Origin of the sequence: Pseudarthrobacter sp. PvP004, from assembly GCF_017876035.1 — a bacterium.
GTDB lineage: Bacteria > Actinomycetota > Actinomycetes > Actinomycetales > Micrococcaceae > Arthrobacter > Arthrobacter aurescens_A.
This window is the reverse complement of sequence record NZ_JAGINL010000001.1, coordinates 3,386,540-3,410,553: the sequence shown is the minus strand read 5'-3', so window position 1 is coordinate 3,410,553 and position 24,014 is coordinate 3,386,540. Positions and strand designations below refer to the sequence as shown.

Here is a 24,014-nt window from a genome sequence, read left to right as displayed (position 1 = left end):
GGGCCGAACGGCTCGTCAGGAAGAAGATTATTCGTGTTCGAAGCCCCCAGCATCTTGTTCCTCTCGGCAGGCTTTGCGGTGTTGGCCGCAGCAGTTCTGCCCAAATTGTTGCGCCACATGCCGCTTTCCATGCCGATGGTCTTTCTGGGCAGCGGAATTCTGGCGTTCACCCTGCTTCCCGAGCTACCGGACCCGGACCCCGTCAAGTACGGGGATTTCACGACTCACCTGACCGAAGTGTGCGTCATCATCTCGCTCATGGGCGCCGGATTGGCCCTGGACAGACCCTTCCGTTGGCGCGGATGGTCCACCACATGGCGCCTGCTCGGCATCGTCATGCCTTTGTGCATCCTGGTGATGACGCTCCTCGGTCTGTGGGTGCTGGGCTTGGGACTGGCGGGCGCCATCCTCGTCGCAGGGGCGATTGCACCCACTGACCCTGTTCTGGCATCCGAGGTCCAGGTGGGAAAACCTGCGGACGCGGAAGATGACCCGGACGAGGATGAGGTCCGCTTCGCTTTGACCTCCGAGGCAGGCTTGAATGACGGGCTCGCCTTCCCCTTTGTGTACCTGGCCATCCTGATCAGCTTGGTAGGGGCCTCCCCGGATGCATGGCTGGGGGAATGGGTCGCTCTGGATGTTCTCTGGCGCACTGTTGCGGGGGTGCTCGTCGGTTTCGGCACCGGCAAGCTCTTGAGCATGTTCTTCTTTGCGGCCAAGGGCAAGACTTTCCGCTTGTCAGAACACTCCGAGGGTTTCGTGGCGCTCGCAGCTACTTTCCTGGCCTACGGCGCTGCGGAAATGGTGGAGGGCTACGGATTCGTCGCGGTCTTCCTTTGCGCTCTGACTATCCGGTCCGCCGAGCACAACCACTCCTATCACCAAGTGCTGCATAGCTATGTAGAGCAGCTCGAACGTCTGATGACCGTGGTGATTCTGGTGCTCCTCGGCGGCGCCATAGCCCGTGGTCTCTTGGAGGGGATCGGTTGGACGGAGGTGTTGGTCGCTTTGGCGTTCCTCTTGCTGGTCCGCCCGTTGGCTGGATGGCTCGGGCTGATGGGTGGCAAGACCGGGCCACGCGAACGCCTGGCCATCTCCTATTTCGGGATTCGTGGGATCGGGTCGCTCTTCTACGTGGCATACGCGCTGACCCATGGAAATTTCGACGCCGAGGCACGCGAACTGTGGGCCCTGATCGGTTTGGTGGTGGCACTGTCCATCGTGGTGCACGGGGCCACCACCGCGCCCCTGATGAACCGCTTGGATCGACTTCGGGTCGCTGAAGCGCGAAAGCAGCATGGCGACGAAGGCCGGGCACCCACCACGGCTGTGTAGCGCCTGCCCGCCCTTGGATTGCGAGGTTTATCAAAATTCTGGAGTAAATTTTTTTCCGGCTTTGACAGTTGCCACTGAGTGCAATAGTCAGCATCCTGATGGTCTGAGCAGGGACGATACATATTTGGGTCCTGGCAGAGCAAGATCTGCCCTCTGGCCACGTTCATTTTTGCCCAGCTCTTGCCCTAGGCGCGCCGTGCTTGCGGGCGTACAGTCCGCTGTATAGCTCCCTCACATCCTGTTAGGCAGTTGCTTTGGGGCGTTTGCCCCGCTGGGGGAAGGAACTGCCATGCACCATAGCTCTGCGCGAAAAGATCCACGCACACCATGGATGGGATCACGTCGGCGCCGAAGGACCGTATCGGTGGGGGCTGCCTCCGGAATTCTTCTCCTTGCAGGCGCCATCATGTTGCAGCAGGCGCCATCATGTTGCAGCAGTCGCCTGCATTTGCGGCCACGCCGGTGAACTTGGGTACGGCAGCGTCCTATTCCGTCCTTGCCGCCACAACGGTGACCAACACAGGACCGACCACCCTTCAGCGAGACCTTGGCCTGAGCCCGGGCACCGCAATTACAGGGTTTCCGCCCGGCATCGCCGCTGGCACTACCCACGCAGCAGACGCAGTGGCGCTGCAGGCACAGTCGGATCTGACCACCGCTTACAACAATGCCGCCGGGCAAGCGTTAACGGCCAGCGTATCCGGAGACCTGGTAGGTCGGACGCTCACGGAGGGTGTCTATAAGTCGACGTCCTCATTGGCGCTCAGCGGACAGCTCACCCTTGATGGCCAAGGCAATCCCGCCTCAGTGTTTATCTTTCAGGTCGCTTCTACGCTCATTACGGCCTCAGCCAGCAGCATCGTGTTCACTAACGGCGCCCAGGCGTGCAACGTGTTCTGGCAGGTTGGCAGCTCGGCAACGCTGGGCACTGCTTCGAGTTTCAAGGGGTCCATCCTCGCGCTGACATCGATAACAGCTCAAACCAACGCAGTTGTGGAGGGGCGGCTGCTTGCCCGTAACGGACAGGTCTCCCTCGACACCAACGTGGTGACCACCCCCGCCTGCGTCACCACGCCCACAACATCGGCGCCCCCGGGCACCGCAACCGCGACGCCGACGGTAACGGTCACTCCAACAGAGACGGCGACGGCGACGGCCACCCCCACGGTGACTGCAACTGAGACGGCGACGGCGACGGCCACCCCCACGGTGACTGCAACTGAGACGGCGACGGCGACGGCCACCCCCACGGTGACTGCAACTGAGACGGCGACGGCGACGGCCACCCCCACGGTGACTGCAACTGAGACGGCGACGGCGACGGCCACTTCGACAGCCACTGCCACTGCAACAGCCTCTGCTACTCAGACGGCGCCCGCCACAAGAACTACTGCAACAGCTTCTGCTACGAATCAGGCAGTTCCCTTGGCCGGCACAGGGAGGAACCAAGGCGCCAATGTGGATACCGCCGTCGCTTTGTCCCGTGCCGGCACCACCCAGCAAACAACGATCATCGGAACACTCTTGGTGGGCCTTGGCGGCGTGGGCGTCGTCTTCCTGGCAAGCCGGCTGCTGATGAGCGGGCGCAGGGGAAGCCACAAGGAGTAGTAGCTTGCGGAGACACCGCGCCGAACGACGCAGGGGAGCGTCGTTCTCCGCCCTCGCCGCTGTCGGGCTGACTCTGCTGCTTCTTGGGTGGTGGTGGTCAGCACAGGCAGGGGTACACCATGCCCCATCCACGGCCACTGCAACGGAATCCGTGCCCGCTACCAGCGGGCCGGGTTCCGTACCCGTGGTCAGTGCACAGACAACAGCGCCCATCTTCACTCCGCAGGCCGCAAGGCCGGGCAGTGCTGTTGAACCGGGGCAAGGGAACCCGCCCCTGCACATCACATACGCGGCTGTGGGGATGGATCAAGCCGTGGTGTCGCTGGCTCCGACGCTGCAGGAACTTGAGCTGAATTCGATCGTTCCGCCGCACACCCCGGACGCCTACTGGCTTAGTCCATACGGAATGCCCGGTGAGGGTTCGATGAACACTACCTACGTTGTGGGGCACAGCTGGGAAGGCGGCGCCTCACCATTCAACAACATCAGCACACTCGCGAAAGCGGGTGATCTGCTGACCGTCACCACTGTTGAGGGGCAACTGGACTTCAAGGTGGACGATGTCACCACGGAGTACAAAGAAACTTTGAGGGACAGCAAAATCTGGGACATAGTGCCAGGTCGGCTCATTCTGATCACCTGCTACGCGGCTGATCTTTGGGGAAAGAACATCATCGTTCAGGCCAGTCCGTTGCCCGCACCATAACCGTTTCAGGGCCGGGTGTCCTGGACTCCGCAGAGTTCTTTCGGACACACTGCGTTCGGGAGCCGAGCCATGGAAGACTGGACGCATGTCTCCCCGTCCCATGAAACCGCGCCCCCAGTCCGACGCCGTTGACAATGAAGGCCCCACGCCGCTGAGTAAAGGACGCCGTCACCTCGCTATGAGGCTCGACGACGCGTGGCTTGGTTTTCAGACGCGTCTCGCGATCCGGCGTGGCCGGGTGGAGACCGTCATCCCTTACACCGGGTACGGCAGCACTTCCTGGGTTCGGGTCCTCGCGCGTATCGTCCGTAGCGACCCTCGGGACGCAGCGGGCCACACAAATCCGTTGCAGGAAAGCATGCGCGGCTGGCGCAACTTCACCAGTGCGCCGGTGGCCCACGCATCGGTGCAGGTCACCATTGATGGCACCGTCCACGACGTCGTCGCTGACCGCGGAGGGGTAGTCGACGCGCGTATTCCGGTGGCCCTCGATGCCGGTTGGCATACCATCACCCTCCGGTCCGGGGAGTCGGAAACCGTGGAGGCTCCCGTGGAGATCGTCGCGGACGACGCCGTGTTCGGCGTCGTGTCCGACATTGACGACACCGTGATGGTGACCGCGCTGCCCCGTCCGTTCCTGGCAGCATGGAACACCTTTGTCCTTAATGAGCACGCGAGGACCCCCACACCGGGTATGGCTGTGCTGTATGAGCGGATCGCCAGGACCGCGCCGTCCGCTCCGGTGCTGTATCTGTCCACCGGGGCATGGAATGTGGCACCAACCCTGTCCCGGTTCCTGTCCCGCAACTTGTACCCCGCCGGTCCCAAGCTCTTGACGGACTGGGGTCCCACTCCGGATCGCTGGTTCCGCAGCGGCCAGGAGCATAAGAGGACCTCTTTGGAACGCCTCGCCGAGGAGTTCCCCAACATCAAGTGGCTGCTGGTGGGCGACGACGGACAACACGATGAGGCCATCTACTCCGAGTTCGCCCAACGCCATCCCGCCAGCGTCCGGGCCATCGCGATCCGACAGCTCTCCGCGGGTGAAGCGGTGCTCGCAGGTGGTCGGTCGAAGTCCGGCGGCCAGCCCACGCCGGGAGTCCCGTGGATCTATGCCCCGGACGGTGCGGGAATGTCGGCCCAGCTCGAAGAACTGGGCATCATCCGCAATGAGGTGCGTTCCGCGGACGATCCCGAGGAAGGCGAAGTCACTACAGGTTCCGACTAACGAATGCGTGGCTCAGGCGAGTTGACCGTGGTGTAGTGGGTCAGTGCGCAAAGCCACCTGCCCCCGCGTCTGACGAAGATATCTGTCGTCCATTCGTCTGCATCTCACCGTAAGCCCCGGTAATGCGCGGTGCCGCGAGCATCCATCATCCTGTGTTCGGGACGCTGCGGGGCCGACCCGGGGCATCCGGGCGCGGCTTGCGGTTGGTGAGTGACTCGGTGCCGTACTTTTTCAGCAGCCAAGCGGCGAGGACCCAAGGAAGGACCCCGTACACCACCTGGGCAGTGAAGTTTCCGGAAGACAGGACCACGTAAGACTGCCATGCATTGGCGTAGCCGTGGAGGACAACAATCCAGAGGAGACTGCCGGTGTTGTTGTAAAGCCAAGTCAGGACAATGGTGTATCCCACCACACCGATGGTTAGGCCCACCACAGAGAACGCGGCCTGGAAGATGTTCGCGGCGCCGGTCATCAAGGGCAGCAGTACCACCGACGGCACATGCCATAAACCCCACGCCAGTCCCAGGATCCAACTGGCCCTCTCCGCCGTCCGCGTACGTTGCAAGTGAGGCAGTGCAAAGCCCCGCCAGCCCAGTTCTTCGGCCAAGCCCGTGCAAACTATCAGGAACAGCAGGAACGGCACGGCTAACGCCAGGGGCACCAGAAATCTGTAATTGATAGCGGGCATTCCTCCGAGCACCCAGCCCAAGGACACCGCAGTCACGCTGAGGGCAGCGGGAAACACTACGACGAAGGCAATCCATTTCCCGGGGATTCGCGCCTTAGCCAGCCGGGAGAACAGCTCCCGGAGCCCAGGCCTTCCGCGTGCCAGTGCGATGACAATGATGCCTGCTATCGATGGCCCGAAAGAAAAGCACAGCAGCAGGACTGCTACTGCGGCGCCAGCGTCCACTCCGCCGCCACCCAGCTGCCCCAGCAAGAGGAAATTCGACTCATTGGTAGGAACGACGTTGCGCGGGACCAAGTAGAGGTATGCAGGAATTTGCACGGCCCAGGTAATTCCATAGGCGAGGACGAGGAAGAGCGGCCAGGCCCAGCGGCCGCCGTCGGCAACCTTCATGACCCCATTGTCCTCTCACCGGGGCCTGCGAAGAAGACCAACGACGGCGGCAGCAGCTACGCGACGTCGATGAACACCGGGTTGGCGTAAAACCAAGTATCGGTCCACGGGTCAGCGTCCCCGAGGTTGTCTCCGTGGCGGATTGGCCCGGCGGGGTCCACGGATGCGCCGTAATAGCCTGCGCCGTGGCGGTTGCCGTCGCTGCCGCGGAGGCGGAAGTAGCAAGATGCCTGCACGTCCTTGATGACGTGCTTGATGGTGAACGTTCCGGCGCGGCCCGACACATCGATCTGATTCCACACAGTGGTTCCCGGAGCCTTCAAGGTGTCGCGATCGGCAGCTGCACCCGTAACTGCACCGCCGATGACGTCCACGTGGGCGAGATTCGGGAGGATCCCCGCGAAGTTGCGGTAGTCCGTCGTCGTAATGGTGATGGAAATTTCGACGTCGGCACCTCGCCTTACCTGGAGTCGGGAACCGAGGGTGACGCCGTTGCGTCCGTTACCGTTACCGCCGTTGCCGCGTACCTCGCGGACCCGGACGTCGAGTCCTTGAAGGAGGTGTCCGTGGTCCACCCACATGCGGCCATTGCGCATTGCGTCCAGGACGCCGGTGTAGGAGTGCTTGGTGACGCCGGTGTGGAGGCGGCTGAACTGACCCGGCCAGTAGTCGCTGCCGCCCTGCTTTTCGCCGGCATCAAAAGGATCGGGACGCTTGCCGGTGACAGACCAGCGATCGAATTCGTTAGGCAGGCTGAGGTAGGGCTCCTCGGCCGGGTAGGGGCCGGTTTTCCAGGTGTCCTTGACCGTGAGGTGGTTGTCTGAGTTGGACGTGATCCAGAACGGCAGGCCTTCGGCGAGCATGGAATCCCATACGCCGCCCACGGTTGCGGTGGCCCAGTCGAAACCGCCGTAGGGCCTGAAGGCGTCCGCCGGGTAGCCGGGGAAGCTGTACTGGGTGGGGTTGTTGGTGTATTCGCCGCGCTGGTCGCCTGCCCTGGAGAACTGGCTGACGCCTGAGCCTTGCGCGCCGGGCGCACCTTCCATGCCGATCATCACCTCACGGGCGGCGTCACGCCATGCCCGGAGTTCGTGCGGGGAATCGATGCCCAGACGCATGGGGTGGTTTGCCAGCGCCACGACGTCGTCGATGTAACCGGAGCGACGCTGGTTGGCCAACCATGCGATGGCTTCAACTGCTTTTCGCTCGAAAGTCTCCACTTGGGCCGTTCCAGGGGCTGGCTTCTCCCATTGGTTCAGCTTTCCGTCCCACACCAGTTCGAAGGTCCGCAGAAGGTTCACTTCGTTGGGACCGGGGGCGACGAGTACCGACGCGTGCTCAGCTCCCGGGATGTACCACTCGAGTCCCTGGAAGATCAGCAGCTCAGGGCGTGCGGAACGCTGCGCCTGGATTTCCTTGTTGGCATTGACCGCCCCGCCGTTGTTGGCGTGACCAAAGTTGCTGTGCTCGGTCAGTGCCAGCCAGTCCACGCCGTAGGACTGTGCGGCGTCGAGCTGCTGCTTGATCAAGTACTTTGCGTCGTGGCTGTACTGGGTGTGAACGTGATGGTCTCCCACAAGCCACTTCAGCTGGGGGTCGTTCCCGCCCGGGTTCGCCATCGCAGGCCGGGCCATCGCTGCCGAGGCGGCTGTGCCGGCGGCCAGGATGCCGGCCGACTGAAGAATGCGCCGGCGGCTCAGCCCCATCGTCTTCAGCTCAGCGTCGGCCAGCTCCACGCTTCGGCTGTGGGTGGTGGTGTTTTCTTCTGCGGTACACATGGCGCTTTCCCTCTATTGATTCCGATCCCCCAAGCGGGATCACAGTAGGGAAGCGGGATGGCGCGGAGGTTAACCGGGCGGGAACGGTCGGGTGTGTGCACCCCTAGCGAGTTCGCGGGAAAACGTCGAAACCACCCGGAAGCTACCAGCGATCCGGCAGGATTCCGGCGATCTCGGCGCCGATAGCGGGGGCCCCGACGGACCCCCGCTGGATCAATGTCGCCGCCAACTCCGGGCCGGGTCCAGCCGCCTTCCTGCCCTCGATCTGCCTGATTAGCGCAGAGGCCGCGGCAATTCCCATGTCGTACACGGGCTGTGCGATGACGGTGAGCGGGGGAGTGGTGAGGCGGGTCCATGCGAAATCGTCGTACATGAGGAACGAGACGTCGCCGGGGATTGAGAGCCCGGCTTCCTGGATGGCTTCCACCACGCTCAAGGCGATCAAGCCGTCGGAGGCGATGATGGCCGTGGCGGCGTCCGGTCCGCTCAGCAGGTCCCGCGTGATCCGAATGATGGAATCGGCGTCGCCTGCATTGAGTCGGATGAGATCCGCGGGATGCGGAAGGCCCGCCTCATCGAAGGCCCGGCGGATTCCGTCCAAGCGGTCTGAGATCTGCGAAGAGTCCAAGGTCATCCCGGGAACATAGGGAGCATCGGTGCGAACTGTGGAAACAAAGGCGATCCGCCGGTGCCCGGCTTTGATCAAGTGCTGGGTGGACTCGTAGGAAATGCTTCCCATGTCCACGGCAAAGGTCTCAACGTCAACTCCTGCGGCAGCGCGATCCAGCAGGACCAAGGGCCGCCCGGACTCACGGACCTGCTGCAGGTGCGAGGTTTCCACGGACGATGCAGGAGCCACGATGAGCCCGTCCACGCGCTTGTCCAGCAGCACGCGGACGGCATCCACTTCGGCTGCCCGTTCCTCGTCCGTGTTGATGAGGATGACGTTGTAGCCGCTTTTCTTGGCGGTGTCCGTGATGCCCCTCATGGCAAGGCCGAAGTGGGGGTTTTCAATATCGCCCACCACCACGCCAATGGTGTTTGATTTGCCGGTGTTCATGCTGCGCGCGAGTTCGTTGGGCCGGTACTCAAGCTCCTCGGCTGCGGCGAGAACGCGCTCACGGACGTCATCGCTCACGGCCCCGTAGTTACCCAATGCCCGCGCCGCCTGCGCTTTGGATACTTTCGCGGCTTTGGCGACGTCTGCAACCGTTACGTCCCGCCGTCGGGATCCTTCAGTGCTCATGTTCACCTTTCAGAAGGGGTGTTGACGCGGCTTTGTGAGTTCCGCTACATTTCTATCAATCGATGTGAGTCCGGTCTCAATCCTAGGGGCTGAGACCGGACTCAACAAGACCCGGCATCGAGTAATACCTTTCAGCGGCTCCTAACAGCACCGCTTTCCCTCCCACGATTGGACAACGCTGTGATCAAACTGAACTTCCGCCCGGCAGCGCTCGCAGCAGCAGCCTTGGCGGCCATCCTCGCCCTCTCGGGTTGCGGCGGATCTACCGCCAGCTCCTCGCCATCCGCCGAAAACCCTTACGGCCTGATCGAGCCCGGCACCATCCGCGTCGCCAGCCTTGGCGACTCCAAGCCCTACACCTTCACGGACAGCTCAGGTAACTTCACCGGCTTTGACGTGGAACTGTTCAAGGACGTGGCCCACCGCGCCGGCGTAGACAATGTTGTCTTCACCGGACAGGACTTCTCCGGGCTCCTGGCAGCCGTGGCCAATGGTCAATTCGACGTCGGCGTTGCAGCCATCGGCATCACGGACAAGCGCAAGGAAACCGTGGACTTCTCCGACGGCTATCTCGCCGGATACCTGACAGTTATCACCACCAAGACCTCAGGCATCAACGACGCCGATGGCCTCAACGGCAAGCGCCTGGGCGTGGTCCAAGGCACCTTGCAGGAAGCCTACGCAGTCAAGAACTTCACGTCAGCGCAGCTGGTCCGCTTCCCGGACAACAACACCGCCATCTCTGCAGTCAACAGCGGTTCCGTGGACGCCCACTTCCTGGACTACGAGGCAGCCAAGGAATACCAGGAGCAGTTCGGACTGGTCAGCGCCGCGGACATCCCGTCCTTCGACGCACCGGCGGGCTTCGCAATAGCCAAGGACAAGCCCGCTTTCAAGGAAGCCCTGAACAAGGGCCTGGCCGAAGCAATGGAAGACGGCACGTGGAAGAAACTCTACGAAAAGTGGTTCCCGGGTTCGCCGATGCCGGAGCAGTACCTCCCCAAGGCCGAGCAGACCTCCAGCCCTTCCCCGACAGCCAGCAAGTAAGCCACCCGAACACCTAACGTCTGAGAGCATTCAATGGATTGGCTCAATACCATCAGCCGCACGTTCTTCGACTTTGACGCCATGGTCGAAGTACTGCCCCAGCTCCTCGGAGTTGGCCTCCTCAACACCCTGATCATCTCCATCGCAGCAACCATCCTCGGCGTAGTGATGGGCATGGTGGTGGCGGTCATGGGGATCTCGCGGTCCAAGTGGCTGCGCATCCCGGCAAGGATCTACACGGACCTCTTCCGTGGCCTGCCCGCTATCCTCACCATCTTGTTGATCGGCCAGGGTTTTGCGCGGTTGAGCCAGTCGGTCTTCGGCCCCTCGCCTTACCCGCTGGGAATCATAGCCCTGAGCCTCATCGCCAGCGCTTACATCGGAGAGATCTTCCGGGCCGGCATCCAGAGCGTGGACAAGGGGCAGGGGGAAGCCTGCCGCGCTTTGGGAATGAGCTACTCCAAGTCCATGGCCCTGGTGGTGGTGCCGCAAGGTATTCGCAGGGTTCTGCCCGCCTTGGTAAATCAGTTCATTGCAATCGTCAAAGACTCATCGCTGGTCTACTTCCTTGGACTCCTGGTCAGCGAGCGTGAACTGTTCCGGGTGGGCCAGGACGCCGCAGTACTGTCCGGCAACCTCTCACCGCTGGTCATGGCTGGCATCTTCTACCTGATCATCACGGTGCCCCTGACCCACCTGGTCAACTACTTCGACAACAAGTTCCGCACCGGACGCCGCCGTCCCACGGCACCCACCAGTGGGTTGAAGGAAGTCAAGGAACTCGATGCGGCTTCGCCGCTCATCACCGGGAGCAACACGTGAACCTCACAAGCAGCAGCAGCGCTACCAGCACCAACCAGCCAAGCAGTGACATTGAAAAGTTCCACGGCTCCAGCTTGGAACTGCAGAACCTGACCATGGCCTACGGGGACGTTGAAGTGCTCCGCAACGTCAGCCTCAATGTGGCCCCGGGGACCACCACCTGCATCATCGGACCCTCCGGCTCAGGCAAGTCCACGCTGCTGCGCGGCGTCAACCGCCTGCACGAACCCAAGAGCGGCGACGTGCTGCTGGCCGGTGAAAGTGCCCTCAAGGTCAAGCCGGACATCCTCCGGGCACGAATCGGCATGGTGTTCCAGCACTTCAACCTCTTCCCGGACCACACCGCCCTGGAAAACGTGGCACTTGCCCTGTGGAGCGTTAAAGGGATGTCCAAGTCCGAGGCCCGGGAACGCGCCCAGCGCCGCCTGGCCGAAGTCGGCCTGGCCGAACGCGCCGACCACCGTCCCCGAGACCTCTCCGGCGGACAGCAGCAACGCGTCGCCATCGCCCGGGCACTCGCCATGGAGCCCGAGGTCATGCTCTTCGACGAAGCCACCAGCGCCCTGGACCCCGAGCTCGTCAAGGGTGTCCTCAACCTCATGGCCGGCCTCGGTCGCCGCGGCATGACCATGCTGGTTGTCACCCATGAGATGGGCTTTGCCCGCAAGGTGGCGGACCAAGTGGTCTTCATGGATGAGGGCGAAGTAGTGGAAATCGGAACTCCCACTGAGCTCTTCGACAACCCACGCAGCGAACGCCTGCAGCGCTTTCTTTCGGAAGTGCTGTGATGGGCGGGACCCCTCTGCCGGGCATGGCAACAGCGGCACCCATCCGGACCGCCGTCGTCGGGTTTGGCGTCTCGGGCAAGGTGTTCCATGCGCCGTTGATCGAAGCGGACCCGGACTATTCCTTGGACGTCATCGTGACCGCAGATCCGCATCGCATGGCCGAAGCCGGGCGGCTCTACCCACAGGCAAGGATTGTCCCCACTCCGGAGGACATGTTCGCCCTGGCCGACGACTTGGACCTCGTGGTGCTTGGGACACCGCCGCTCACGCACCTTGAGCTCGGTGCCACGGCCATCGCCCACGGACTCAACGTTGTGGTGGACAAGCCTTTCGTCACTACCGTCGCCCACGGTGCGGAGCTTGCCGGGCGCGCGTCCGACGCCGGCGTGCAGCTCACGGTCTTCCAAAACCGCCGGTGGGACGCCGACTTCCTGACGCTGCGCAAACTGCTGCAGGACGGCACCTTGGGCGAGGTGCGGACGTTCGAGTCCCGCTTTGAATGGTGGCGGCCGGAAGGCTTCGGCAACTGGCGCGATTCGGCCACGTTGGCCCAGGGTGGCGGCATCCTCCATGATCTCGGCGCCCACCTGATCGACCAAGCCATCCAGCTGTTCGGCCCTGTGGAGGAGAGCTACGGCGAGACCGCCAACCACGGCCCGCACACGGAGGCTGCCGACACCGAAGCTTTCGTGTCGCTGCGTCATGAGTCCGGTGTCCGGACACGGCTGTGGATGAACGGAATGGCCGCCCAAGTGGGCCCGCGCTTCCACGTCCTCGGCTCCAAAGCCGGCTACACCAAGTGGGGACTCGACGGCCAGGAACCGGCCCTCGCAGCCGGCATTACGCCGTCGGACGCCACATATGGCACAGAACCCCAGGAGTCTTGGGGGCTTCTGGGAGTGGACGGATCAGCTACGCCGGTCCCGGCGGAAAAGGGCGACTATCCACAGTTCTACAGAGAGCTCGCAGCCTCGCTCCGTGGGCGCGGCCCGCTTCCCGTGCAGCCGGCGGAGGCGCTGGAAACCCTCAGGATCATCGAAAACATTCACGCGTTCGCCTAAGCACTTATCAGCATTCAGAACACAGACGCGTTTCAGCATTCAGAACCCGAAAGAGAGATCACGCATGTCCTCCACCAAGCACGTTGCCGTCATCGGAGGCGGCATCCTGGGCGTATCCACCGCCGTCCACCTTCTCCGCCAAGGCGCCTCGGTAACCCTGCTGACCGAGCAGGGCCTGGCCAGCGAAGCCACCGGCCGCTCGCTGTCCTGGCTCAACTCGGCGGGCGAACGCTCCACGCCGTATCACCAGCTGCGGGTGGCAGGCGTTGACCGGTACCGGACGCTCTTCGCCGCTGACCCCAGCCGTGAATGGCTGCAGTTCGGGGGTGGCCTCATGTGGAACGCCGCCGGGCAGAGCGAGGTCACAGAAGCCCGGCACGCCTACGAGAAGTCCATTGGCTACGACTCCAAGCTGCTGGCCCCTGAAGAGATCGCCTCGGTGACGCCCGGTATAGACGCCGGCGCGGTCCCCGAAAAGGCCATCTTCAACCCCGGCGAAGGCTGGGTCAGCCTGCCGGACTTGGTGAACTTCCTGATGGAGGAATTCCACGCCTTGGGTGGACAGCTGGTCCTTAACGCCGGCAAGGCCTCCGTGATGGTCGACGGCGGCCGGGCCACCGGCGTCGAAACTACCGGCGGTGAAACGTACCCCGCTGATGCCGTGCTTGTTGCCTGCGGTGCCGCCACACCCGCCGTCGTGAAGCCTTTGGGCGTGGAAATCCCCAACGGTTCTCCGGTTTCCATGCTGGTGGTCACCAAGCCGGTTGAGCACCAGGTCGCCGCGGTGATGAACACGCCCCGGGCTGCTGTTCGCCCGAACCCCGGCAACACTTTCGCCCTGGATCACGACTGGTACGAGGAACACATTACGGAGCACGCCGACGGTTCCTTCACCATCCCGGATGACGTCGTCCAGCAGCTGGCTGACGAGTCCTCCAAACTTATCGCGGGCAATCCCGAGCTCAAGCCGGCGTCCTGGAAGATCGGTTACAAGCCCATCCCCGGCGACGGCGAACCGGTCTTCGGTGAACTCGGTCAAGTGCCGGGTTGCTTCGTGGCCTTCACGCACTCGGGCGCCACGCTGGGCCTCATCGCGGGGGAGTTGCTGTCCGGTGAGATCCTGAGCGGCGAAGAGCACCCCATGCTGGCCACGTTCCGCCCGGGGCGCTTCTCCTAAGCCCTCTTAGACAGGCCAATGGCCCCGATACGCCATCTGCTCAAGCGTGTCGGGGCCATTGGAGTTTGAGGTGACCCGTTCAGCAGGTCATGGTGCCCTTGAGGGGCTTCCCTGTCCAGAAGTTAGTGGAGCCCGGAACCTTGTAGTAACCACGGACTTCGTAGCTCCACGTGCCAATGATCTCGATGCCCGAGCTATACGTTCTACCTGCCGCTTGGCTGAGGTCGCCGGTGAACTCGAGGTTGCCGAGGCGGTCGAAGATCTTAACCTCGTAGTAGTTGGCGTTCGCCACTGGTCCATAGGAATTCACCGTCACCACAGTGTGGAGTCCAAGGGTGCACTTCATGGTCACGCTGGCGGTGGCCGGGGCCGGGATACTTGCGGCTGAGAACTGCGGGGTGGCTTGTTCGATGTCCGTGAAGGCGGCCACCGCGGCTGTTGGTGCGACGATCAGGCCGAAGACGACGACGGCGACGATCACCAAGGCGCGCAGGAAACTGTTCCGCGGTGTCATGGTGATTGTTCTCCTTCTTGGGCGTTGGTGGTTTTCTCGCCGGTGGTGTTCTCGCCGGGCCTGATCGGGCTGGGGGAAAGGAAACCGATCAGGCCCGGCGGGGCTGTTGTTGTTTCTAGGGCAGTGCTTACTTGGTGGTTTCGGTGCGTTGGGTGCCGGTGAAGGCGAAGGCGATGGTGGATGCGGCGCCTTGGAAGTCGTTGTTCGCAGTGGTGGGGAACGCGGTGGTGACTTTGAGGTTGTCGGTTTTGGCCGAGGCCAGGGAGGTCAGGTTGTTCAGGGCCTTGTTCGCTGCGATGACCGGGCCGGAGGCCAGGACGGTGGTTTTGGTTCCGGTGCAGTTGTAGGGTGCAGCGGCGCCGGTCCAGGCTACGGAGCAGTTTTCGATGGTCAGCTGCAGGCCGTTGGTGGCGTCCGTGGTGAGCAGGGATGCGGTGGCGCCGGCGGAGGTGGTGAGGGTGACGTTGTTCAGGTCCGAGTTGCCGGTGTTGGCCAGGGTGACGAGCTTTTCGACTTTGTCGCCGGGCAGCAGGCCCGTGACGGGGACGTTGAGGGTGTTCGCGGGGCCGGGTGCGCCCAGGGCGATGGTGACGGTGCCTGCGGTGACGGCCTGGGAGGCGGAGGTGGAGGAGGTGAACGCGCCGTAGGTGCCCATGCCGGCGACGGCGGCGGCGGTGCCGACCAGTGCGACGGAAGCCAGGATCTTGCCTGAGGTGGTCTTGAGGCTGATGGCCATCTGAGTATGGTCCTTTCGGGAGGCCACCGCGGGTCCGGCCGGCCGTTCTTTTTCAGCCTCTCTGGCTGACAAGAACTACTGTGCCGGGCCCGGATCAAGAACCAATCCTGTGTTCGGTCAACAGTTCCTCAGGAAACCCTCAAGACTCCCGCAGCCCAATTGAGCAGTTTCGGAGAAGCCGCAGATTCATGGGCACCCTACCGTTAGGGGTATCAGCTCTAAGACCAAGGGGAGAGAACGCCATGACGGACACGGAAAAGTCGGCCACGAAGGAAAAGTCCTACGACGGTTTCACTGAAGAAGAGCGCGCAGCAATGAAGGAGCGCGCACAGGAACTCAAGAAGGCGCCGCGCAAGAAATCGTCCAAGGCAGATGGCGAGGCTGACGTGCTGGCCAAGATCGCCGAGATGCCTGAGGCAGATAAGGCTCTTGCCGAGCGAATCCACGCGATCGTCAAGGAGCACGCCCCGGAGCTCACCCCCAAAACCTGGTACGGTATGCCCGCCTACGCCAGGGACGGGAAGAACATCGTCTTCTTCCAGAGCTCCCACAAGTTCAAGGCGAGGTACGCCACGCTCGGCTTCGAAGAGAATGCCCGGCTGGACGACGGCGCCATGTGGCCCACGTCCTTCGCGCTCACCGAGATCACGCCTGAGACTGAGGCAAGAATCGTCGAGCTCATTAAGAAGGCACTGAGCTAAGGGCGCGCCCGCTAGGTCGGTTGGCTGTTGGCTGGCGGGAGTTCCGGATTCATGGGTTCCAGGTCCGGATCTTCTGCCGTCCACACTTGGATGATGGCCCACGTGACCGCCGCGATGGGTACCGCCAGGACGGCGCCGATGATGCCCGCAAGGATGGTGCCTGCCGTCAGGGCCATCAGGATGACCAGTGCGTGGAGCTCCAGGGACTTGCCCATGACCACCGGCTGGAGGAGGTCGCCTTCGAGCTGGTTGACGGCGATCACTACGATGATCACGATCAATGCCACGATGGGACCGTTGGCCACGAGTGCCACCAAAGCAGCCAGGATTCCGGCCACTGTGGCACCCACCAAGGGGATGAATGCGCCGATGAACACGATGATGGCCAAAGGGATGGCGAGCGGAACTTGCATGATGAGCAAGGCAGCGCCGATGGCCACGGTGTCCACCAACGCCACGATCGCCGTTCCCCGGACGTAGCCCCCCAGGACCTCCATGGTCCGCTTGCCGACGCGGCGAAGCTTGGCTTCGCGCCTGCCTTTGAAGGGCCTCAGGAAGAATTCCCAGATTTTGGCGCCGTCCTTGAGGAAGAAGAACAGGATGACTACCACCAGGCTGGCGCCGGCCAGGAATTCGGTGACTACCGACAGTCCGGTCACTGCACCGGAGCGTACCTGGCTGCTCTGCGCGAACTCCACCACGGCTTCCCGTGCCTGGTTCAGTTGCTCCCGGTCAATGGGAAACGGTCCAGTCAGCAGGAAGTTCTCCAGTTCGTCCAAACCGGCTGCTGCCTGACTGATCAGTTCGTCCCATTGGCTTCGGACTGACATCACAATGACAGTGATGACCCCGCCGAGCACTATCAACAAGCCCAGGAAAGCGACGCCGGTGGCCAGCCCTCCACGCCATCCGCGGCGTCGCAGCATATTCACGAAGGGGCCGATGGCCGCGGCCAGAATCAGGGCGATGAGCACCGGGATGACGAGCAAGCGGATTTGGAGCAGCCCAAAAACCGCAACCACTGTCAGGGTCAGAATGAGCAATATCTGGGACGCCCGGGTGGCCGTCCGGCCCAATGAGTCTTTCCAGAGGTCGGGTTTGGATGGCTTGCGCACGGAAACGGGGGCTGTTTCCTCGGGTGCCGTCATGATGAGCTCCTGTTCGTTCGCATCGGTTAACCGACGTGATCAAACATAAGCCTACTGACTATTGCCCTGGAGTGGAGACGTCCTGCGCCGGATTGGCCCGCCTAGTGAGTCGGATCGGGGTGCGGTGGGACGGGCCCGGGATCGGGAACCGGCAATGGACCAGGGGTTGGGTTCGGGTCCGGAATGGGGCTGGGTGGAAAGGGGGTGGTGGGATCCGGCGGTGGCGGCACGGGTCCGGGATCCGGAGGGAATGGCTCGGGCTCGTGGGTGGGAGGAAGTGTCACGATCTCTCCTTTGCGTACTCAGGGTATTGCTCCGGCAGATAAGTGCAGCCTACTCCCGGTTTCCAGTCAGCCACAGGGCTGCCTTTGCTGCAATGCGGACAAATGTGGACCGCGGTGGGCGTATGCCGAGCTCCGACCGCTGCTGGGATGAGTAGTTTGATTTTAGGTCATATGACCTAGAATCAAACTCATGACTGATTTCCTTGAACTCGATACCACCGGTCCCGTGCTGATCGTCGGCGGTTACGGCACCGTCGGCACAGCGCTGACCCGACTCGCCGCAGCCGAATGGCCCTTGCTCCTCACCGGCCGGAACCCGGAGCGCGGCAGTCATTTGATCAGCAGCAACGTTCCCGGTGAGCAACAAAAAGTGACAGTGCAGAAATGGGACCTCAACCAAACCGAGCCATTCGCCGCCAAGATCAGGGCGGTCATCAGCACCGTCAACGATCCCCATGACAGGGTGCTTCGCGCAGCCGTCTCCGCCGGAATTCCGTACGTCGACGTCACCCGTTGGACCAGCCGCGTCACCAGGGCACTCACTCTGGCAACCCTGCTGCAGCCAACCGCTCCTGTCTTGCTGAGCTCAGGCTGGATGGGCGGGTTCACCAACATCGTCGCAGCAGCTTTGGCCCACGATGCAGGCGGCGGGGACCAGATCGACGTCGCCATCCGGTACGACATCAATGACAAGGCCGGAGTCGATTCAGTGGACTTCATGGACCGGCTGGGACTGGACTTCGAAGTACGCAAAGGCGGTCAGGCCGCCGTCGTGCGCCCCCTGACTGACGCGCGCTGGGTGGACATTGCCGGGCACCGCACCAAAGTGGCGCGGCTCGACACACCTGAACAGTTCACATTGCCGCTCACCCTTGGCGCCGGATCGGTGTCCACCCGGATCGGCTTCAGTTCCAACGCGTCCACGACGGCGTTGCTCGCCGCACGTGCGGTGGGACTCTTCCGCTGGGGTAGCGGGGCACGGTGGGCGCCGCTGCGAAGGTCCTTCCTCTACTCGCCCGGCTCAGGTGGCACGGCACATATCCGCATCGATGTGAAAGGTCCGGCCGGAACGCGAACTGCCGTCATTTCCGATCCGCAAGGGCAGGCGCACCTCACCGCTTTGGGCGGTTTGCTGGGGCTGCGCAGTGTTCTCGCGGAGGGCGCCGGGCCCGGTGTTACCTTCCCCGAATCCGCACCGGATCCAGCATCCCGTCTGGCGGAACTTGAATCCCACGGTGTGACAATATTGAGGTCATGACCGAAAGCAAGGGCGCCCTGCGGAAGGCGGCGCTCCTTGACGCTGCTCAACAAGTTCTGGTCACCAAGGGCAACGCCAATGCTGCCATGCGGGACTTCGCCGCCGCGGCCGGAGTGCGCATCGGACACCTGCAGCACTACTTTCCTACGCGGGCGGACCTGATCCGCGCTGTCCTTGAGCGAAGCCTTGAACGCTCACTGCAGAGGCTTTCGGAAGAGGCCGGGCTGGACCTTGGTGCCGATGCGGCCGGAGGTCTGACCCGGGAGGATTCCCATCGACTCTTGACGGCGCTGCTGCACGAACACTCAGCGCTTGAAGACGTGAAGATGCACCTGGAGATCTGGGCCCTGGCCTCAGCAGACCAGCAAGCGGCGGCTGCGCTGAGGAGCTTCTATGGGCAGTATGCAGCGCACGTCAGCAGCGTGGTGCGGCGCGGTAGGCCAGAGTTGTCGGGGCCGGAACTCGCCGGCGTTGCTGCCGCGATCGTGAGCCTCTTCGAGGGGGCGGCTGTCACACGCTCGGATATTGCCGGCCTCCGGACAGAGCACGGAGACGGAGCCATTATCCGCGCGGCCCAGTGGTTGATCCACGGACAGGAACCCACGCAGTGACTCACCTTGTGCCCACCCCGGCCCAAGTCCGCTGGCAGCAGCTCGAATTTGGCGTCTTTATCCACTACGGCATCAACACCTTCGCCGGTAAGGAGTGGAGCGACGGCACCGTTCCGGCGTCGATTTTCAACCCGACAGAACTCGACGCCGGCAGTTGGGTCCGCGCCGCGAAAGAGGCGGGTGCGAGGTACCTCGTCCTGACCGCCAAGCACCATGACGGGTTCTGCCTTTGGCCCACAGTCACCACTGATTATTCCGTTGCGTCCTCGCCGTGGCGCGACGGTCAGGGGGACGTTGTCCGCGAAGTCGCGGACGCCTGCGCAGAACATGGAATAGGGCTGGGGCTCTACCTATCCCCGTGGGACCGGAACGCCGAGTGCTACAACGATCCCGCAGCCTATGACGATTTTTACGTCCAACAGCTGACTGAGCTCTGCACAGGCTACGGTCCGCTCATGGAATTGTGGTTCGATGGCGCGGGCTCGGTGGGTCGCGAGTATGACTGGGGCAGGATCATCGCTGTTGTTAAGGAACACCAGCCTGAGGCGATGATCTTCAACATGGGCCAACCCACCATCCGCTGGGTGGGCAACGAGAATGGACTGGCGTCGGACCCCGTCAACTATGTTGTGGACCGCACCTCTGACACCCAGTACACCGAGACCAGCTCAGGGCTGCTGGCCGAACACTACTTGCCGCCGGAATGCGATGTCTCCATCCGCCGAGGCTGGTTCTGGCATCCGGACGACCAGCCAAAATCCGTGGAGCACCTGCTCGCCATTTACTACCAATCGGTGGGAATGGGCGCGAATCTCCTGCTGAACCTGCCTCCCGATAGTCGCGGACGCCTTCCTGACGAGGATTCCGCGAGGCTCAGGGAGTGGAAGCGGGAATTGGATCGTCGACTCTCCGGGGTGGTGGAAGCGTCGGTTGAAAACCACGACGGCGGAGCGACCCTCAGTTTTCCGGCTTCCGTCACGTTCAATCACCTGGAGCTGGTGGAGGACCTGAGCTCGGGGCAGCGGATCCGCCGGCACGTGGTGGCTGCCGATGGCGTGGACCTTGCAGACGGGATGACTGTTGGCAACCGTCGTATCCACCAGTTGCCGGCCACCACCGCAAGCCGGCTGCACGTGAGGTTCGGTGGTGGCGGCGACGGTGAAGGTGGCGGCGGACGCTTGGTCTCTGCGCGGGTATATACAGGTGCTCTGGATGCTGGAGTACCAGCGATCCCCGAAGGATATGAAGCCCCAACAGACGAGCCGGAGTAGTTCCTTGAGGGGCGTCTAATAATGTCGGTGCCTCCTGCCAGAGTATGGACATGGAGCGGATTCGGGAGAGGCAAGCAGTAGTGGCGGATGCGCTTGTTGCTGCCTCGTCTCGTGGCTTGCCGGCAAGCGCTCTTCAGCTCGGCCCCGTTCCGGCCAGCCCCGTTCCGGCCAGCAAGGTTCCGCCCAGCACCGTCAGCAGTGACTTGATCGAGCAGCTGCGTGTACTGGAGGAGATGAAGTCCGCGATCTCCGGTTTGCAGGCGCGGGTTGCCGTGGCCTTTGACCTTGCCCAACGCGCCGAACAAGCCGAAGCCGGTGTTCCTGCGTCCGAACGCGGCCAAGGCGTGGGCGCCCAGATCGCACTCGCAAGGCTGGAATCACCCAACCGTGGATCCCGGCTACTCGGACTGGCGAAGGCGCTGGTGACGGAGATGCCACGCACCCTGGCCGCACTGCAATCCGGGCAGTTGAACGAATGGCGGGCCACGCTGCTCGTAAGGGAAACAGCCTGCCTGTCGGTTGAGGACCGCTGCGCGGTGGACGAGGAACTCGCCGCGGACACCGGAACCTTTGCCGGCAAGGGCGACAAAGCGATCATTGCCGCTGCGAAGGCTGCCGCTTGCCGGCGGGATCCGCGGTCGGTAGCGAGGCGTGCCAGTCGCGCCGCCGCTGAACGGACGGTCAGCCTGCGTCCGGCGCCGGACACCATGACCTACCTGACCGCGCTGCTTCCCGTTGCCCAGGGAGTGGCCGCCTACGCAGCCCTGACCCGGGCAGCTGATTCGGCCCGCGCCAGCGGTGATACTGGGCCTGGCGGTGATACAGGGTCTCGCGGGGATGTCCGGGGCCGAGGCCAGGTCATGGCCGACACCCTCGTCGAACGCATCACGGGGACCCCTGGCGGGTTTTCTGGGATCAACCTGGATTTGGTGATGACCGACCGCACTCTTTTTCAGGGGGACAGTGAACCGGCCCGGCTGAAGGGTTACGGAATCGTCCCGGCCGAATGGGGAAGGGAGCTCCTCGGATTGGGGCAGGCAGTGAGCCCAGCGCCGGCAGTGAGCCCAGGGCCGGCGGTGCAGGATCAGGAGCTCACTGTTTGGCTTCGTCGGCTTTACACCGCGCCGGCCTCAGGAGAACTCCTCACCATGGACTCCAAAGCACGGCTGTTCCCCACAAGGCTCCGGCGCTTCATCGAAATCCGTGACGATACCTGCCGCACCCCGTACTGCGACGCGCCCATCCGGCATATCGACCATGTGCTTCCGTGGCGCTCCGGCGGGACCACCACTGTGGAGAACGGTGCAGGGCTCTGCGAAGCCTGCAACCACACCAAAGAAAGCCCCGGCTGGAACAACAAAACCGTGAACAGGGACGGACAGGGCAATCACACGCTCGAAGTCAGCACGCCTACCGGGCATACCTACCAGTCGAAAGCCCCACCCCTGCCCGGGCATCGGCCCTCCAGAACGTAGGCAAAGGCTCCGTTGGGGCGCTGAAAAACTTTTTCAAAAAACCTTGTACCCCGCGTAACCCTTTGGCGTGCCGTGACGATTACGTCTTTGAAAGGGCCGAGCTGGAATTTGTCCCCCATCATGTTCCAGCTCGGCTCTTCCTTGTCTCCAGGGTGTTTGTCGGGCAAGCGGGTCCTTCCACGGAAGGGCAGATAGAGCAGTTACCCTTGGTGGGGTCGTCCGTTGGTGACAAGCGGACGTCCAGACCCAAGCAACGGACCTGCCGCCAACCGAAAGCCTCATTTCTGTGACCGACGCATTGACCGATGAAGCGCTTCAGGCGCTCAAGGGCAATAACGCGGAACTGTTCGGCGCCGTCTACCAGGCATATGCCGGTCAGGTTCTGGGCTATCTGACGGCCAAAGGTGTGTCAGATCCGGAAGCAGTCACGCAGGACGTGTTCCTGGCCGTTCTACCCCGACTGGATGGCATCAACGGTGGGGTCCACGGCCTCCGGACTTTCGTTTTCTCGGTGGCACATGCCCGCATGGTGGATGAGCACCGGAAGCAAAGCAGGTCGCCCGAACAGCACGAGTTCGAGGCTGAGCGGGATACACGGGAAGCGAGTTCGGCCGAGGCCGAAGCCATGGGTCGCTTGGCACCGTATGAGGTCATGGCGCTGTTGGACCACCTCGGGGCCGAGCAGCGGGAGGTTCTGACGCTTCGCATTGTGGCAGGCCTGACCGTTGACCAGGTTGCCGAGATCATGGGGAAATCCGCTGGTGCAGTGAAGCAACTGCAGCGGCGGGCACTCATAACGCTCCGTGAGCTTTCGGCAGTGAAGGAATACGTGTCGCCATGACATATAGGGATAGTGAACGCGAAGCGATGGTGGACGAGCTGCTGCTCGACGTTGATCTGGTCGACGCCGCTGACATCCGGCAGGCGCTGCTCTCCATGGGTTCCTTCGCCAACCTTGAAGCCCCAACGCCGGGACCGGAGCTCTCCGCCATGCTGGCTGGTCCGCATGATGAAGTCAGCAAACGCCGCTGGAGGCACAAGCACCGAACGGCAGTAGTAAGCGTAGCCGTGGTGGCAGCAATGGGCCTCGGCGTCAGCGGGGTTGCCGCCGCCAGTTCCGGGTTCACCCGGAACCCCTCCTTCATCGATGAACTCCTGGGCAACTACAGTCCGCAGCCGGCAGCCGCGCCCGTACTGCCGGTTCCCGACGCACCGCGCGTCACCACGGAACCTGCTCCGGTGGTAGATCCTGCAGCGGTTCCGCCCATCCCGGCAGCATCCTCCATTCCCGTACTAGGCAGTGCAGCACCTACGGAAACACAGGCACAGGCACAGGCAGCGGCACCCACCGAGGCCCTGGCTCAACCACAACCACAGGCACCCGCAGCACAGGCACAGCCGCCGGTACCCTCAGTGGTTCAACCTCCCGCCGATGCCCCGCCGAGCAACGTCGCCCCAAACCCTGCCCGCAGCCCGCAGGCAGAGCCGGGCCCGGCCAAAGACGAGAAACATCAAGCCGCCAAGCCTGATGCTTCGCCGCAGGATGCCGGGAAGCCCGCGAAGCCCTTGCCCGGAGTGGAAGGTAATAGGCCCGGACACGTGCCTCCAGGGCTGATCAACCAACGGGCCGAAGAGCAGTTCCAAGGCGGCGTCAACAAGTGGAAGCAGTGGCTTAAGAGCGGCGACCATTAGGCTTGGGTCATGATGCATGTCAACGATCCGGCCGTCGTCGAGCGGTTGATGCGAACCAAAGGCACCTGGGCCGTCGTGGGCCTTAGCACCAACCAATGGCGCTCCGCGTATGACGTCTCGCTCTATGTCAGGGACACCATGGGCATGGAGATCATTCCCGTCAACCTCAAGGGCGAGGATGTGCACGGCGAAAAGGGGTACAAGAGCCTTGCTGACATTCCCGAGGCCAAGCACCCCATCGACGTTGTTGAATGTTTCGTTAATTCCCAGCGCGTAGGAGCGGTAATAGATCAGGCGATTGCGATAGGCGCCAAGGCCGTGTGGCTGCAGTTGGGCGTCTTCGACGACGACGCCGCACAGCGCGCACGCGAAGCCGGACTGGACGTGGTGGTCAACTCGTGCCCGGCACGTGAAGGCTGGCATTACGGCCTGTAATTCGAGGACGGA

General features: G+C 63.0%; 23 protein-coding genes. 17 read left to right on the top strand and 6 right to left on the bottom strand.

What is annotated here, in order from left to right:
- Positions 1-33: 33 nt before the first annotated feature.
- The 4 genes from J3A64_RS15315 (at position 34) to J3A64_RS15300 (ending at position 4,877) form a co-directional block, all read left to right on the top strand.
- Positions 34-1,335, top strand: coding sequence for a sodium:proton antiporter (locus J3A64_RS15315; RefSeq protein ID WP_014920657.1), 1,302 nt, complete (start codon positions 34-36; stop codon positions 1,333-1,335).
- A gap of 426 nt (positions 1,336-1,761) precedes the next feature.
- Entirely contained in the window at positions 1,762-2,943 is a 1,182-nt protein-coding gene (locus J3A64_RS15310; protein WP_286176354.1) for an ice-binding family protein, read from the top strand.
- Between the two features lie 4 nt (positions 2,944-2,947).
- Complete coding sequence (locus tag J3A64_RS23765; RefSeq protein WP_286176353.1) at positions 2,948-3,649, top strand: class F sortase; 702 nt, start codon at positions 2,948-2,950, stop codon at positions 3,647-3,649.
- Positions 3,650-3,734: 85 nt separating this feature from the next.
- A complete protein-coding gene (locus tag J3A64_RS15300; RefSeq protein ID WP_014920660.1) occupies positions 3,735-4,877 on the top strand; it encodes an App1 family protein in 1,143 nt (380 codons plus the stop codon).
- Between the two features lie 145 nt (positions 4,878-5,022).
- On the opposite strand, the gene J3A64_RS15295 is transcribed toward J3A64_RS15300, so the two are convergent.
- The 3 genes from J3A64_RS15295 to J3A64_RS15285 all read right to left on the bottom strand — a co-directional run bounded on the left by J3A64_RS15295 (position 5,023) and on the right by J3A64_RS15285 (position 8,982).
- On the bottom strand, positions 5,023-5,958 hold the full coding sequence (locus tag J3A64_RS15295) for a CPBP family intramembrane glutamic endopeptidase (protein WP_210064744.1): 936 nt from the start codon (positions 5,956-5,958) through the stop codon (positions 5,023-5,025).
- Between the two features lie 56 nt (positions 5,959-6,014).
- Positions 6,015-7,736, bottom strand: a complete 1,722-nt coding sequence (locus J3A64_RS15290; RefSeq protein WP_210064742.1) for a PHP domain-containing protein — start codon at positions 7,734-7,736, stop codon at positions 6,015-6,017.
- 142 nt (positions 7,737-7,878) lie between these two features.
- A complete protein-coding gene (locus J3A64_RS15285; RefSeq protein ID WP_210064740.1) occupies positions 7,879-8,982 on the bottom strand; it encodes a LacI family DNA-binding transcriptional regulator in 1,104 nt (367 codons plus the stop codon).
- 180 nt (positions 8,983-9,162) lie between these two features.
- Here J3A64_RS15285 and J3A64_RS15280 point away from each other — a divergent pair, with 180 nt between their 5' ends.
- The 5 genes from J3A64_RS15280 to J3A64_RS15260 all read left to right on the top strand — a co-directional run bounded on the left by J3A64_RS15280 (position 9,163) and on the right by J3A64_RS15260 (position 13,877).
- A complete protein-coding gene (locus J3A64_RS15280) occupies positions 9,163-10,029 on the top strand; it encodes an ABC transporter substrate-binding protein (RefSeq protein WP_043805760.1) in 867 nt (288 codons plus the stop codon).
- 33 nt (positions 10,030-10,062) lie between these two features.
- Positions 10,063-10,851 carry an amino acid ABC transporter permease gene (locus J3A64_RS15275; protein ID WP_011773348.1) on the top strand — a complete coding sequence of 263 codons (789 nt, stop codon included), beginning with the start codon at positions 10,063-10,065 and terminating at the stop codon, positions 10,849-10,851.
- Complete coding sequence (locus J3A64_RS15270; protein ID WP_011773349.1) at positions 10,848-11,639, top strand: amino acid ABC transporter ATP-binding protein; 792 nt, start codon at positions 10,848-10,850, stop codon at positions 11,637-11,639. The genes J3A64_RS15275 and J3A64_RS15270 overlap by 4 nt, the downstream gene beginning before the upstream one ends.
- A complete protein-coding gene (locus tag J3A64_RS15265; RefSeq protein ID WP_011773350.1) occupies positions 11,639-12,700 on the top strand; it encodes a Gfo/Idh/MocA family oxidoreductase in 1,062 nt (353 codons plus the stop codon). The genes J3A64_RS15270 and J3A64_RS15265 overlap by 1 nt, the downstream gene beginning before the upstream one ends.
- 64 nt (positions 12,701-12,764) lie before the next feature.
- Entirely contained in the window at positions 12,765-13,877 is a 1,113-nt protein-coding gene (locus tag J3A64_RS15260) for an FAD-binding oxidoreductase (protein ID WP_210064739.1), read from the top strand.
- A gap of 79 nt (positions 13,878-13,956) precedes the next feature.
- Here the strand turns inward: J3A64_RS15260 and J3A64_RS15255 are convergent, their stop codons facing one another.
- Positions 13,957-14,391, bottom strand: coding sequence for a SipW-dependent-type signal peptide-containing protein (locus J3A64_RS15255; protein ID WP_011773352.1), 435 nt, complete (start codon positions 14,389-14,391; stop codon positions 13,957-13,959).
- Positions 14,392-14,518: 127 nt separating this feature from the next.
- Entirely contained in the window at positions 14,519-15,127 is a 609-nt protein-coding gene (locus J3A64_RS15250) for a TasA family protein (RefSeq protein WP_014922338.1), read from the bottom strand.
- 242 nt (positions 15,128-15,369) lie between these two features.
- Here J3A64_RS15250 and J3A64_RS15245 point away from each other — a divergent pair, with 242 nt between their 5' ends.
- The gene (locus J3A64_RS15245; protein ID WP_210064737.1) at positions 15,370-15,828 is read left to right on the top strand and encodes an iron chaperone; all 459 of its coding nucleotides are present in this window, start codon (positions 15,370-15,372) and stop codon (positions 15,826-15,828) included.
- Between the two features lie 11 nt (positions 15,829-15,839).
- Here J3A64_RS15245 and J3A64_RS15240 read toward each other — a convergent pair whose 3' ends face one another.
- Positions 15,840-16,976 (bottom strand): AI-2E family transporter, encoded by a 1,137-nt coding sequence (locus tag J3A64_RS15240; protein WP_210064736.1) that lies wholly within the window; start codon positions 16,974-16,976, stop codon positions 15,840-15,842.
- A 474-nt stretch (positions 16,977-17,450) separates the two neighbouring features.
- Between J3A64_RS15240 and J3A64_RS15235 the strand changes: the two genes are divergently transcribed.
- The 7 genes from J3A64_RS15235 (at position 17,451) to J3A64_RS15205 (ending at position 24,002) form a co-directional block, all read left to right on the top strand.
- Positions 17,451-18,518 carry a saccharopine dehydrogenase gene (locus J3A64_RS15235; protein WP_210064734.1) on the top strand — a complete coding sequence of 356 codons (1,068 nt, stop codon included), beginning with the start codon at positions 17,451-17,453 and terminating at the stop codon, positions 18,516-18,518.
- On the top strand, positions 18,515-19,129 hold the full coding sequence (locus J3A64_RS15230; protein WP_210064733.1) for a TetR/AcrR family transcriptional regulator: 615 nt from the start codon (positions 18,515-18,517) through the stop codon (positions 19,127-19,129). The genes J3A64_RS15235 and J3A64_RS15230 overlap by 4 nt, the downstream gene beginning before the upstream one ends.
- On the top strand, positions 19,126-20,400 hold the full coding sequence (locus tag J3A64_RS15225) for an alpha-L-fucosidase (RefSeq protein WP_307807202.1): 1,275 nt from the start codon (positions 19,126-19,128) through the stop codon (positions 20,398-20,400). Before J3A64_RS15230 ends, J3A64_RS15225 begins: the two co-directional genes overlap by 4 nt.
- A gap of 50 nt (positions 20,401-20,450) precedes the next feature.
- Entirely contained in the window at positions 20,451-21,875 is a 1,425-nt protein-coding gene (locus J3A64_RS15220) for an HNH endonuclease (RefSeq protein ID WP_374100550.1), read from the top strand.
- A gap of 286 nt (positions 21,876-22,161) precedes the next feature.
- Positions 22,162-22,716: an RNA polymerase sigma factor gene (locus J3A64_RS15215; protein WP_011773360.1), complete on the top strand. Its 555-nt coding sequence runs from the start codon at positions 22,162-22,164 to the stop codon at positions 22,714-22,716.
- On the top strand, positions 22,713-23,567 hold the full coding sequence (locus J3A64_RS15210) for a hypothetical protein (protein WP_210064730.1): 855 nt from the start codon (positions 22,713-22,715) through the stop codon (positions 23,565-23,567). The genes J3A64_RS15215 and J3A64_RS15210 overlap by 4 nt, the downstream gene beginning before the upstream one ends.
- A gap of 9 nt (positions 23,568-23,576) precedes the next feature.
- Positions 23,577-24,002 (top strand): CoA-binding protein, encoded by a 426-nt coding sequence (locus J3A64_RS15205; protein ID WP_043469730.1) that lies wholly within the window; start codon positions 23,577-23,579, stop codon positions 24,000-24,002.
- The last annotated feature ends 12 nt before the right edge of the window (positions 24,003-24,014 follow it).